Source organism: Actinoallomurus iriomotensis (genome assembly GCF_030269445.1).
Lineage (GTDB): Bacteria > Actinomycetota > Actinomycetes > Streptosporangiales > Streptosporangiaceae > Actinoallomurus > Actinoallomurus iriomotensis.
Window position 1 is genome coordinate 1,395,152 of sequence record NZ_BSTJ01000001.1, and the last position, 12,402, is coordinate 1,407,553.

Below are 12,402 nucleotides of genomic sequence, written 5' to 3' on the forward strand. Positions count from 1 at the left end.
AAAAGAACAGGGCCATCGAGCCCCTCAGCGAACACCTTTATCGCCGCCCGAATTAGCGCGGAATATCCCTATCCGCAGGAGCGCTGTGCATGGACGTGGCCTGTCCACATCGTGAGAACCTCGAGCCTTGCATCGCGGACGGTCACGGACGAGTAGCCTTGTCTCGATTACAGAACCACCTGCGAGCGCGGAAGAGGGCGATCTCCGCCGTGTCGACTCAGTCGTCGCGATCCTCCGCCGACCAGACCACTCCAGACTTCGGTCCCAACGAGTGGCTGGTCGACGAGCTTTATCAGAAGTACCTCGAAGACCCCAACTCGGTTGACCGAGCCTGGTGGAACTTCTTCGCCGACTACCAGCCGGACCGGCCGGCCAAGGCCACCGACGGCGCGGCCGCCTCCCCTCCGACACCCGCTCCCGCGACGCCCTCCGCCGCGACGCCCGTACCCAAGCAGAAGCCCGCCGCCGCTCCCGCCGCCAAGGCCGAGCCGAAGCCGGCCGCGAAGGCGCCTGAGAAGCCGGCCAAGAAGGCCGCCCCCGCTCCCCAGATCCCCGGTGGAGCCGAGGAGGTGCGGCTGCGCGGCGTCGCCGCCCGCACGGTCGCCAACATGGAGGCCAGCCTGGCCGTGCCGACCGCGACGAGCGTGCGCGCGGTCCCCGCCAAGCTGCTGATCGACAACCGCATCGTCATCAACAACCACCTCAAGCGCGGGCGGGGCGGCAAGGTCTCCTTCACGCACCTGATCGGGTACGCCCTGGTCAAGGCGTTGCAGACCATGCCGGCGATGAACGCCTCGTACGCCGAGGTGGACGGCAAGCCGACGCTGATCCAGCCCGAGCACGTCAACTTCGGCCTGGCGATCGACCTGAAGAAGGACGACGGCCAGCGGCAGCTCGTCGTGCCCAACATCAAGAACGCCGAGACCCTCGACTTCCGCCAGTTCTGGGCGGCGTACGAAGAGGTCGTGCGCAAGGCGCGCAACAACAAGCTGACGATCGACGACTACGCCGGCACCACGATCAGCCTCACCAACCCGGGCACGATCGGCACGGTGCACTCGGTGCCCCGCCTGATGCCCGGCCAGGGCACGATCATCGGCGTGGGCGCGATGGAGTACCCCGCCGAGTACGCCGGCACGTCCGAGGAGTCGCTGGCCCGCCTCGGCATCAGCAAGGTCATGACGCTGACCTCGACGTACGACCACCGCATCATCCAGGGCGCCCAGTCGGGCGACTTCCTGCGCGTCGTCCACCAGCTCCTGCTCGGCGAGGGCGAGTTCTACGACGAGATCTTCGAGGCCCTGCGCATCCCGTACGAGCCGGTCCGCTGGGTCCAGGACATCAGCGCCACCCACGAGGACGACGTCGCCAAGGTCGCCCGGGTGCACGAGCTGATCCACGCCTACCGCGTGCGCGGCCACCTCATGGCCGACACCGACCCGCTGGAGTACACCCAGCGCCGCCACCCCGACCTCGACGTCCTCAAGCACGGCCTCACCCTGTGGGACCTGGAGCGCGAGTTCGCCACCGGCGGGTTCGGCGGCAAGCCGACAATGAAGCTGCGCGACATCCTCGGCGTGCTGCGCAACTCCTACTGCCGTACGGTCGGCATCGAGTACATGCACATCCAGGAGCCCGACGAGCGGGCCTGGATCCAGGCGCGCGTCGAGGTCCCGCCGGAGAAGCCCGACCGCGAGGAGCAGAAGCACATCCTCGGCCGGCTCAACACCGCCGAGGCGTTCGAGACGTTCCTGCAGACCAAGTTCGTCGGCCAGAAGCGCTTCTCCCTCGAGGGCGGCGAGTCGCTCATCCCGCTGCTCGACTCGGTGATCACCGCGGCCGCGCAGGAGCACCTCGACGAGGTCGTCATCGGCATGGCCCACCGCGGCCGGCTCAACGTCCTGGCCAACATCGTGGGCAAGTCCTACGGCCAGATCTTCGGTGAGTTCGAGGGCAACCTCGACCCGCGCAGCGCGCAGGGCTCCGGCGACGTGAAGTACCACCTCGGCGCCGACGGCGACTTCGTGGCCCACGACGGCTCGAAGATCCGCACCTCGCTCGTGGCCAACCCGAGCCACCTGGAGACCGTCGACCCGGTCGCCGAGGGCGTCGTCCGCGCCAAGCAGGACGTCCTCGACCTCGGCGAGGGCAAGTTCACGGTGATGCCGATCCTCATCCACGGCGACGCGGCCTTCGCCGGCCAGGGCGTCGTGGCCGAGACGCTGAACCTCTCCCAGCTCCGCGGCTACCGCACCGGCGGCACCGTGCACATCGTCGTGAACAACCAGGTCGGCTTCACCACCGCCCCGGAGTACTCCCGGTCCAGCGTGTACGCCACGGACGTGGCGCGCATGATCCAGGCGCCGATCTTCCACGTGAACGGCGACGACCCCGAGCAGTGCGCGCGGGTCGCCCGGCTGGCGTTCGAATACCGCCAGGCGTTCAACAAGGACGTCGTGATCGACCTGATCTGCTACCGGCGGCGCGGCCACAACGAGTCCGACAACCCGTCGTTCACGCAGCCGCTCATGTACGACCTCATCGACGCCAAGCGTTCGGTGCGCAAGCTCTACACCGAGGCGCTGATCGGCCGCGGCGACATCACCGTCGAAGAGGCCGAGCAGGCGCTCCGCGACTACCAGGAGCAGCTGGAGCGGGCCTTCGCCGAGACGCGCGAGGCCATCAACCAGCCGCCGCAGGACAGCTTCACCAAGCCCGACACCGAGCGCATCCCGGTCGACCACAAGGGCGTGCCCACGGCCATCTCGGACGAGACGGTCAAGCGGATCGTCGACACGCAGCTCAACCTGCCGGAGGGCTTCACGCCGCACCCGCGGGTGCAGCCGCTGGTGCAAAAGCGCGCGCAGATGATCGAGGACAACGCGATCGACTGGGCGACCGGTGAGATGTTCGCGTTCGGCTCGCTGCTGATCGACGGCCGCCCGGTGCGCGTCGTCGGCCAGGACACCCGCCGCGGCACCTTCGGCCAGCGTCACGCGGTGCTGTTCGACCGCAAGACCGGCGAGGAGTACACCCCGCTGAAGCAGTTCGGGCAGGGCACCTCGAAGTTCTACGTGCACGACTCGCTGCTGAGCGAGTACGCCGCGATGGGCTTCGAGTACGGCTACTCGATGACCCGGCCCGACGCTCTGGTCTGCTGGGAGGCCCAGTTCGGCGACTTCGCCAACGGCGCCCAGTCGATCTTGGACGAGTACATCTCCTCCGGCGAGCAGAAGTGGGGCCAGCATTCCTCGGTCGTGCTGCTGCTGCCGCACGGCTACGAGGGCCAGGGCCCGGACCACTCCTCGGCCCGCATCGAGCGCTACCTCCAGCTGTGCGCGCAGGACAACATGACGGTGGCGCAGCCGAGCACGCCCGCCAACTACTTCCACCTGCTGCGCTGGCAGGCGCTGTCGCCGCGGGAGAAGCCGCTGATCGTGTTCACGCCGAAGCAGCTGCTGCGGCTCAAGGCGGCGACGTCGGCGACGTCGGAGTTCACCTCCGGGTCGTTCCGGCCGGTGATCGGCGAGACGGCGGAGCTCGGCCAGGTACGCCGCGTCGTGCTCACCACCGGCCGTCTCTACTACGACCTGGTCGGCGCACGGGACAAGGCCGACGACACCTCGACCGCGATCGTCCGGGTCGAGCGGCTCTACCCGCTGCCGGTCGACGAGATCAAGGCGGAGCTGGCGAAGTACCCGGCCGACGCGGAGCTGATCTGGGTCCAGGACGAGCCCGCCAACATGGGCGCCTGGCCGTTCATGTCGCTGAAGCTGCCCGCGCATCTGGAGGGCCGCGAGCTCAAGCGGGTGTCCCGCCGGGCCAGCTCGTCGCCCGCCGTCGGATCGGCCAAGATGCACGCGGCCGAGCAGCAGGGCCTGCTCGCCGCCCTGTTCGGCGAACGCTGAGAGCAACCCTGGCCCGCCGCTCGCGGCGGGCCAGGATCGCACGCGAGCCGGCAGAGCACGGGGTACGGGCGGTCTCCAGGAGACCACCCGGCCCGCCGCGGCCGACAGGTCAGAGATGCTTCGCCGTCGGCCGCGCCGATGACCGTCCTGGTTCCGGGCCGCGACCGAGGCCACCGCCGCGACGCGTTCCCTGCTCTCCGGCTTCGGTCCGAGGCGTTCACTCACCCCGTGCAGTGGGGCATCGGTCTCCCGGACCCTTGCGAGGGTGCCGTACGGTCCTCGCCGCGGTACCGTGCCCGGCCGCGGCGCGTACCGGCTGCTACCTTGGGCGCCGTCCGGACCACCCACCTGACTGACGATTGCGAACTTGGACGCATGTACTTCACCGACCGAGGGATCGAGGAACTCGCCGAACGCCGCGGCGAGGAAGAGGTCTCGCTCGCGTGGATGGCCGACCGTCTCCGGGAGTTCGTCGACCTGAACCCCGAGTTCGAGACACCGGTCGAGCGCCTCGCGACCTGGCTGGCGAGACTCTCCGACGAAGACGACGACTGACCGGCGTCCGGCGGCGCACATGCCTCGCCCGACGCGGGCCGGGCCGCCGCCTGAGAGTCCACCGCTTCACCTCCCCAGACGCGATACATCTTGAACTTTCCAGAAACGCGACATATCTTGTTGACGAAGCGTTCCGACGGAAGGGAAGTCGCATCATGGCGCGCTGGACGGTCGACGAGCCGACGAAGATCGACTTCGACGGAGTGGTCGCTCTCAAGGCGAACATCGTGGCGGGCACCGTCTCCGTGCTGCCGACCAGCGATCGCCCCGCCCTGCACGTGAGCGAGGTCTCCGGCCACCCGCTCGAGGTCGTGCACGAGGCGGGCATGCTGACCATCACCCACAAGCAGAGCGGCATCGAGGGCGTCTTCCGCTGGCTGCAGAACACCCGTGGGCGTGCCGCGATCACCATCACGGTGCCCGCGGACTGCCCGGTCACCCTCAACCTGGTCACCGCGAACGCCGTCGTCAACGGCATGTCGGGCCGCGTGTCGGTCAAGACCGCCTCGGGCGACGTGACCCTCGACGGTGTGACCGGCTCCATCGACGCCAACACCGCGACCGGCGCGGTGGAGGCGCACGGTGTCGGCGGCTCGCTGATGTTCAACTCCGTGGCCGGCGACCTGGCCCTCGCCCGCGGCGCGCTCGACCGGCTGAGCGCCCACTCCGTGAGCGGGCGGATCACCACCGACGTCGACCTTCGCGACGGCGCCGCCGCGCAGATCAGGACCGTCTCCGGCGAGGTGACCATGCGGCTGCCGACGTCGTCCTCGGCCAAGGTCTCGCTGCTGTCCATGAGCGGCCGGATCGACGCGGCGTTCGACGGCCTCGCCCGGCAGGATCCCCCTGTCGGCAAGAGCATCACCGGTACGCTCGGCGGCGGAGCGGCCTCCCTCAACGTCAACTCGGTCTCCGGTGCGATCACGCTGTTGAGCCGCCCCGAGCCCGACGCACTGAAGCGAGAAGGAGCGTACGACCGATGAGTCCCGTGTTCGGTCACGGCCGGCTGAGGCTGTACCTGCTGAAGCTGCTCGAAGAGAGCCCACGGCACGGCTACGAGGTCATCCGGCTGCTCCAGGATCGTTTCCTCGGTGTGTACTCCCCCTCGCCCGGCACCATCTACCCGCGGCTCGCCCGGCTGGAGGAGGAAGGGCTCGTCACCCACGAGGTCGTCAAGGGCAAGAAGGTCTACCGGCTGACCGACGCGGGCCGCGCCGAACTCGAGCGGCGCATGGATGAGCTCGCGGAGCTGGAGGAGGAGCTGACCGAGTCGGTCCGCGACATCGCCCGCGAGGTGCAGGAGGACGTCCGCGACACCGTACGCTCGCTGCGCGAGGAGCTGACGCAGGCCGCACGCGAGATGCGCAAGCAGGGCCCGGTGGGCACGACGCAGAACATCAAGGCCACCACGCAGCGCCAGAAGGACGAGTGGAAGCGCCAGAAGGAGCAGTGGAAGGACCACAAGCGCGCCCTGAAGGAGGAGTGGCGGCACACCTGGGAGGACGCCTGGACCACCGCCACCGGCACCCCGGACGACGCGGCCCGCGTGAAACTGGACCGCACGCTTCGCCGGTTCGTCGAGGACGTCCGCGCCGCCGCACGCGAGGGCGTGAGCGATGACCAGCTCGCCCGTGCCCGCGAGCTGCTCGCCGAGACCTCCGAGCGCCTCCGCACCGAGATCTTCCCTCCGCAGCAGTAAGGCCCTGGTACGGCGGGCGGGGTGAGCGCACCGCGCTGGGCGTAGGACGGCGTGTCATCGCGCCGGAACCGCCCGGCGGGTTTCGGACGTCGGAGTCAGCGTTGCCGCCCCGGACGGAGAGGCCGAATTGCACAATCGGCCACAAATCGTAATGTCACGTACGCGAACTGTCAGCAACTGCGACGATGCGAGTGATCTTGCGGTGTCTCCGCGCCAGGCGCGCACTCGCCACCCACCCGCTGTGTTGAGAGGCCTTCGTTCGTGATGTCACCCGAGCAGCAGCGTTCGGAAGGCGGTTCTGACGGCCGCCGGCAGTCCCCTTCGTCGCAACCCTCGCCGGGATATGAGGCGACGCAGGCCTGGAGCCCCGGTGAGGGGGCGACGGGCCGGCCGCCCGGCGGCCCTCCGCCGCAGGGCCACGGTCCCGGCGCGCCGCAACAGCCCGGCGGGTACGGTCCGGGCGGGCCCCAGAACCCGTGGGGGCCGCCCCAGGGTCCGTGGGGCGGCCCTCCGCAGGCACCGTACGGGCCCGGTCCCCAGGCGCCGTACGGCCCCGGGGCGCAGGGTCCCGGCGGACCCCCCGCGAAGAAGCGCGGGGCCGGGCGGCCCATCGGCATCGTCCTCGCCGTCGTCGTCCTGGTGGTCATCGCGGTCGCCGGTTACGCGGTCTTCAACCGGTCCTCCGATGACGGCGGCGGAACGACCGCGTCGGGCGGGCCGCTGAAGGGCAAGGTGCTCTGGCAGAGCTTCGACGCCCCGCAGAACACCCTCGGCTCCAGCTTCGTCGGCGCCTGGCACACCACCGACCTGTCCGTCACCGTCGCACCCGAGGGGCTCGTCGCGTACGACGCCCGTACCGGACAACGACGCTGGCAGCTCGCGTCACCGCCGCTCCCCGGCGGTGGAGGTCAGTCGTTGATCTGCGGCCTGAGCACCGCGACCGGCGGCAACGTCGGCGTGATCGGATTCGGCGCCGGCAGCGGCGGCACGGTCACCAGGTGCGAGGCGTTCGCGCTGATCGACCTGGCCACCGGCCGGGCACGTGCGCAGGGCACGCTCCAGTCCGGCACGACCAGCGGGAACAACACCCTGAGCGCCGAGATCATCGGCAGCACCGCCGTCATCGAGTACGGCGGGGGCCTCACCGGCTTCGACCTGTCCGGGCACCAGCGCTGGCGGCTCGACCCGAAGGCGGCCGGCAGCGACGACTGTTTCGTCAACGACCTGCTGCCCGGCGCGAACACCGCGATGGTGCTCTTCGACTGCCTCGGCTCCCGCGACACCGTGACGGTGGCGCAGGTGTCGCCCGACAACGGAACGGTCACCAAGAAGGCCCCGGTCACCGTCCCCTCGGGCATCGAGAACGCCACCTTCCGGCTGCTGTCCACCCAGCCGGTCGTACTGAACGGCGGTTCCAGCGACAACGGCGCGTTCATCTCCCTCGACGACGCGTTCCGTGTGAAGGCGACGATCCCGCAGAAGGGCGCCTGGGGCTCGCTGAACATGAACTCCTACTCCGGGCTCGCGAGCCACATGCTCATCCACGCGGCCGTCTCCGCCGACACGCTCGTGGTCGGCACCGAGCAGACGGCCGTCAACAGCCTGCGCGACACGAACAAGCTCGTGGCCTTCGACCTCGCGACCGGCCGGCAGCGCTGGGCGACCTCACTCGGCCCGAAGGTGACGGGTGTCCCGGTGGCGTTCGCGGGCGGCGCGGTCATCGCGATGAGCGACGGCACGTACGAGAATCCGCCGCAGGTGTTCAGGCTCGGCGGCGCCGACGGCAAGGCGACCGCGATGGGACCGGCGTACTCCCGGGACCTCATCGCGAGGCCCCGGGTGAGCCGCCTGTACTGGGACGGCTCGCACCTGTTCGGCATCTCGCTGACGATCGTGCCGAGCCAGCACACCCCGAGCGTGTACGCGCTGGGCTGAGCGTCCTCGCCCCGGCCACGTGCCGCACGTGGCCGGGGCGACGTGCGTCCGCCCCGTCAGGGTGTGAAGACGATCTTTCCGAAGAGGTCGCCCTCGGCCATCGCGGCGAAGCCGTCGCGGGCCTCGGACAGCGGCAGCACGCGGTCGATCTTCGGGCGCACGCCGGTGACGTCGAGGAAACGCGCGAGCCGTACGAGCTGATCGCGGGTGCCCATGGTGGAGCCCACCACCGAGAGCTGCAGGAAGAACACGCGGTTGAGCTCGGCCGGCGGCACCTGGCCGCTGGTGGCGCCGGAGACGACGATGCGGCCGCCGGGGCGCAGGGACTTCAGCGAGTGGCTCCACGTGGCCTCGCCGACCGTCTCGATGACCGCGTCCACGCGCTCGGGCAGCCGAGCGCCGGATTCGAACGCCTGGTCCGCGCCGAGCTGGACCGCCCGCTCGCGCTTGTCGCCGCTGCGGCTCGTGGCCCACACGCGGTATCCGGCCGCCGAGCCCAGCGCGATCGCGGCCGTGGCGACGCCGCCGCCCGCACCCTGCACGAGGACGGTCGACCCGGGCTCCAGCCCCGCCTTGCCGAACAGCATGCGGTAGGCGGTCAGCCACGCGGTGGGCAGGCAGGCCGCCTCTTCGAACGACAGTGAGGCCGGCTTGGGCACGAGGTTGCGCCGGGGCACGGCGACCTTCTCGGCGAAGGTCCCGTCGTAGGACTCCGACAGCAGGGACCGCTTCGGGTCGAGCGTCTCGTCGCCGCCGCCGCGCTCCGGATCGCCGATCACCGAGTGGACGATCACTTCGTTGCCGTCCTCGTCGACCCCGGCCGCGTCACAGCCGAGAATGATCGGCAGCCGGTCCTCCCGTATCCCGACGCCACGGAGCGTCCAGACATCGTGGTGGTTGAGCGCGGTGGCCCTGACGGTCACGGTCGTCCAGCCCTCGGGCACCGTGGGCTCAGGACGCTCTCCGACCTCCAGACCGTTCAGCGGGTTGTCGGCATCGATGCGTGCTGCGGTGACGGCGAACATGATCCGCACTGTAGTTCACGAGCCCTCGGCCGCCGTGACGCCGGGCTAATCGAACGGACGCCGCCAGCGCAGGCCGGGGAACCGCGCGAAGTCGCCGTCGGTGCTGACGAACTCGCAGCCGTGTTCGATGGCCAGCGCCGCCAGGTAGGCGTCCGGCACCAGCTTTCCCCTGGCGTCGGCCTGCCGGCACAGCTCGGTGAATATCGGCCAGTGGCGACTCCCCGGATTGACGACCACGGCGTGCTCCTGGTTGCGGATCGCGTCCGCGAACAGCAGCGCCTCCTCCAACTTGGTCGGGACCCGGTAGATCCTGCGATCGGTCACGATCCGGATGAAGCCGTTGACGACGAAGTCCGACACCGCATAGGGCTCGTCTCCCTCGATCACTCCCAGGACCCACCGGCGGTAGTCCTCGTGCCGTTCGGCGTCGATCCGGTTGGCGTAGATGAGTACGTTGACGTCAAGAAGCAGCATCCCGAACCTGCCCCGTCACGTAGTCCTCTGTGGCCACCTCGTCGGCGACCTGCTTGATGTCGGCGTCCGGGCTCCAGCGGGGCTGCAGCCCGCCGCCCCCGGACACCGGAAGGTCGACGTGCCGGCGTTCACCGGACGCGTGGGTGCGTCTGAGCAACTGGTACAAGGCATCCTCCACTACCGAGTTGAGGCTGCGGCCGTGCTTGGCCGCGAACGCCTTGGCGTCCGCGAGGAGCTCGTCGTCGATGCGCACTGTGGTCCTCCGCATGCCTTCAGTGTCGGCAGGGTGACATAAAAATGTCAATGATCACAACGCGTTTCCAAAAGAACACGGCCCGTACTCTCGAACTGGAGTACGGGCCGTGTCCGGGGTCAGACGGCTAGATGCGGGCGACGCCCTCCTCGCGGGCCCTGTCGGCGACCGCCTTGGTCACCGCGGGGGCCACGCGCTCGTCGAACGGGCTCGGGATGATGAAGTCCTCCGCCAGCTCGTCGCCGACCACGTCGGCCAGGGCGGTGGCCGCCGCGAGCTTCATGCCCTCGGTGATCGAGTGGGCCCGCACGTCGAGGGCGCCGCGGAACACGCCCGGGAAGGCCAGCACGTTGTTGATCTGGTTCGGGAAGTCGCTCCGCCCGGTGGCGACGACACGCGCGTGGCGGCGGGCGGCCTCCGGGTGGATCTCCGGGTCGGGGTTGGACAGGGCGAACACGATGGCGTCGTCGGCCATCGCCTCCACGCAGTCCTCGCGGATGGTGCCGCCGGAGAGTCCGATGAAGACGTCGGCGCCGACCAGGGCGTCTTCGGTGGAGCCCTTGAGCTGCGCCCGGTTGGTGTCCCCGGCGAGCTTCTGCTTGATCGGGTTGAGGCCGTCGCGGCCGTCGTAGATGAGCCCCTTGCTGTCGGAGACGGCGATGTCGCCGATGCCGGCCTCCAGGAGGATCCGGGTGACGGCGACCCCCGAGGCGCCCGCGCCGGCGACGACGGCGCGCATCGACGACAGCGGCTTGCCGGTGAGCCGGGAGGCGTTGCGCAGCGCGGCGAGCGCCACGATCGCGGTGCCGTGCTGGTCGTCGTGGAAGACCGGGATGTCGAGCGCGGCCCGGAGTCGGTCCTCGATCTCGAAGCAGCGCGGCGCGCTGATGTCCTCGAGGTTGATGCCGCCGAAGCTCGGCGCGAGCCGGATCACCGTCTCGACGAGGTCGTCGGCGTCGGTGCAGTCGAGGCAGATCGGCACGGAGTCCACATCGGCGAACTCCTTGAAGAGCAGCGACTTGCCCTCCATCACGGGCATCGCCGCGGCGGGGCCGATGTCGCCCAGCCCGAGTACGGCGGTGCCGTCGGTGACCACGGCCACCACCTTGGAGACCCAGGTGTAGTCGTGCACGAGGTCGGGCTCTTCGGCGATCGCCGTGCAGACGCGGGCGACGCCGGGCGTGTAGGCGAGTGAGAGATCGTCCCGGTCGCGGACCGGAACGGTCGAGCGCACCTCGAGCTTGCCGCCTCGGTGCAGCGCGAAGGCCGGATCGGCGTCGCGTTCGGACGGTTGACCGGGCTCAGACCGGTCAGGCTTGGGTTGGTCAGGCTTAGGTTGATCGGGCTTGGCAGCCACAGCGACCCCTGCTATTTCGTGACAAATACGGGCAGACATCCTCGTCATCCCTGGGTCAACGGGCGGCGCGGACGTCTCTCGGTGTACGGGGGTCACCCGTTCACCGATTGAACCACACCATCCGGCAGACCCCAGGCGGGGGACCGTACCACCCGCGAACACGGCGGCGCGCCGCGCCATTCGGACCCAGCCGTAAAGGGTTTATGCCATTGTTGGTCCCGCTTAGAGCGTGCCCGTCCCAGCTGCCGCCTAAGCCACTTCCCTGTACGCGCATAACGTCCGTCCCCAGGAGGACGCTCTGTTCCCCCGGCCCATCGTCCGCCGCGTGGCCGCGGCGGCCTTCGTCACCCTGCTCGGAATCCCCTCGATCGCCGCCTGCCGGGACGCCTCGACCGGCCCCCTCGGCAAAGTCAAGCGAGCAGGAAGAATCCTCATCGCCACGGACGCCCTGTACCCCCCGAACGAGTTCAAGCAGGGTGACCAGATCGTCGGATTCGACGTTGATCTCGGCAATGCCCTCGCCCGCAAACTCGGCGTCAAGGCGGAGTTCCAGGACGTGCGGTTCGACACGATCCTGCAGGCCCTCGACGAGGGCAAGTACGACATCAGCCTCTCCTCCTTCACCGACACCCGCGAACGCGAGGGCCGGTTCGACTTCGTCACCTATCTCTCGGCGGGCACGATGCTGATGGTCCCGAAGGGCAATCCCCGGCGTCTGCGACCCGACGGCCTGTCGCTGTGCGGCAAGAAGATCGCGGTGGAGAAGGGCACCACACAGGAAGAGGAGCTCTCCCGCAAGGACGCGACCCGGCCCGGCGCCGGTACGCGCATCGACGCCTGCCGCAGCGCCGGCCGGCCGGCCCCGATCCGGCTGGCCTACGACGACCAGGCGGCCGCCACCGACGCCCTCGCGAAAGGTCAGGCCGACGCCTCGCTCACCGACTCGCCCTCGGCGATCTACGGAGCGAAGGAGTCGGCCGGCCGCATCGAGTGCGCCGGCTCCCCGTACGCGACCGCCCTGTACGGCATCGCGATCCCCAAGCGCGCGAGCGACCTGCGCGACGAGATCTTCAAGGCGATGAAGGCGCTGATGTCCGACGGCACCTACCGGCGGCTCACCACGCAGTGGGGCCTCGCGACGGGCGCGGTGCCCGATACGCGGATCAATGCTGCCGAGTAGCCGTTGCGTGATTGTT

10 protein-coding genes are annotated in these 12,402 nt (G+C 69.7%); 6 read left to right on the top strand and 4 right to left on the bottom strand.

Annotated elements, in window-relative coordinates:
• The first annotated feature begins 209 nt into the window (after positions 1–209).
• From QSK37_RS06630 to QSK37_RS06650, 5 genes are all read left to right on the top strand, one after another.
• A complete protein-coding gene (locus QSK37_RS06630) occupies positions 210–3,908 on the top strand; it encodes a multifunctional oxoglutarate decarboxylase/oxoglutarate dehydrogenase thiamine pyrophosphate-binding subunit/dihydrolipoyllysine-residue succinyltransferase subunit (protein WP_285618298.1) in 3,699 nt (1,232 codons plus the stop codon).
• 375 nt (positions 3,909–4,283) lie between these two features.
• Positions 4,284–4,463, top strand: coding sequence for a DUF6104 family protein (locus QSK37_RS06635; protein ID WP_285570241.1), 180 nt, complete (start codon positions 4,284–4,286; stop codon positions 4,461–4,463).
• Between the two features lie 155 nt (positions 4,464–4,618).
• Positions 4,619–5,446, top strand: coding sequence for a DUF4097 family beta strand repeat-containing protein (locus tag QSK37_RS06640; RefSeq protein ID WP_285618299.1), 828 nt, complete (start codon positions 4,619–4,621; stop codon positions 5,444–5,446).
• Complete coding sequence (locus QSK37_RS06645; RefSeq protein WP_285570246.1) at positions 5,443–6,162, top strand: PadR family transcriptional regulator; 720 nt, start codon at positions 5,443–5,445, stop codon at positions 6,160–6,162. The genes QSK37_RS06640 and QSK37_RS06645 overlap by 4 nt, the downstream gene beginning before the upstream one ends.
• A 264-nt stretch (positions 6,163–6,426) precedes the next feature.
• Positions 6,427–8,097, top strand: a complete 1,671-nt coding sequence (locus tag QSK37_RS06650) for an outer membrane protein assembly factor BamB family protein (protein ID WP_285618300.1) — start codon at positions 6,427–6,429, stop codon at positions 8,095–8,097.
• A gap of 56 nt (positions 8,098–8,153) precedes the next feature.
• On the opposite strand, the gene QSK37_RS06655 is transcribed toward QSK37_RS06650, so the two are convergent.
• The 4 genes from QSK37_RS06655 to QSK37_RS06670 all read right to left on the bottom strand — a co-directional run bounded on the left by QSK37_RS06655 (position 8,154) and on the right by QSK37_RS06670 (position 11,083).
• Entirely contained in the window at positions 8,154–9,122 is a 969-nt protein-coding gene (locus QSK37_RS06655) for a zinc-binding dehydrogenase (RefSeq protein WP_285618302.1), read from the bottom strand.
• Between the two features lie 45 nt (positions 9,123–9,167).
• Positions 9,168–9,596, bottom strand: coding sequence for a type II toxin-antitoxin system VapC family toxin (locus QSK37_RS06660; RefSeq protein WP_285618306.1), 429 nt, complete (start codon positions 9,594–9,596; stop codon positions 9,168–9,170).
• Complete coding sequence (locus QSK37_RS06665; RefSeq protein WP_285618307.1) at positions 9,583–9,864, bottom strand: hypothetical protein; 282 nt, start codon at positions 9,862–9,864, stop codon at positions 9,583–9,585. The genes QSK37_RS06660 and QSK37_RS06665 overlap by 14 nt, the downstream gene beginning before the upstream one ends.
• A gap of 112 nt (positions 9,865–9,976) precedes the next feature.
• Positions 9,977–11,083, bottom strand: coding sequence for an NAD(P)-dependent malic enzyme (locus QSK37_RS06670; RefSeq protein WP_349497943.1), 1,107 nt, complete (start codon positions 11,081–11,083; stop codon positions 9,977–9,979).
• Between the two features lie 448 nt (positions 11,084–11,531).
• On the opposite strand from QSK37_RS06670, the gene QSK37_RS06675 reads away from it, so the two are divergent.
• A complete protein-coding gene (locus tag QSK37_RS06675; RefSeq protein ID WP_285618308.1) occupies positions 11,532–12,386 on the top strand; it encodes an ABC transporter substrate-binding protein in 855 nt (284 codons plus the stop codon).
• Positions 12,387–12,402 lie beyond the last annotated feature (16 nt).

What these genes read in the sequence shown, in the direction of transcription:
- QSK37_RS06660 (WP_285618306.1), bottom strand. Translation starts at nt 9,596, where the DNA reads ATGCTGCTTCTTGACGTCAACGTACTCATCTACGCCAACCGGATCGAC.
- QSK37_RS06635 (WP_285570241.1), top strand. Translation starts at nt 4,284, where the DNA reads ATGTACTTCACCGACCGAGGGATCGAGGAACTCGCCGAACGCCGCGGC.
- QSK37_RS06655 (WP_285618302.1), bottom strand. Translation starts at nt 9,122, where the DNA reads ATGTTCGCCGTCACCGCAGCACGCATCGATGCCGACAACCCGCTGAAC.
- QSK37_RS06650 (WP_285618300.1), top strand. Translation starts at nt 6,427, where the DNA reads ATGTCACCCGAGCAGCAGCGTTCGGAAGGCGGTTCTGACGGCCGCCGG.
- QSK37_RS06640 (WP_285618299.1), top strand. Translation starts at nt 4,619, where the DNA reads ATGGCGCGCTGGACGGTCGACGAGCCGACGAAGATCGACTTCGACGGA.
- QSK37_RS06665 (WP_285618307.1), bottom strand. Translation starts at nt 9,864, where the DNA reads ATGCGGAGGACCACAGTGCGCATCGACGACGAGCTCCTCGCGGACGCC.
- QSK37_RS06645 (WP_285570246.1), top strand. Translation starts at nt 5,443, where the DNA reads ATGAGTCCCGTGTTCGGTCACGGCCGGCTGAGGCTGTACCTGCTGAAG.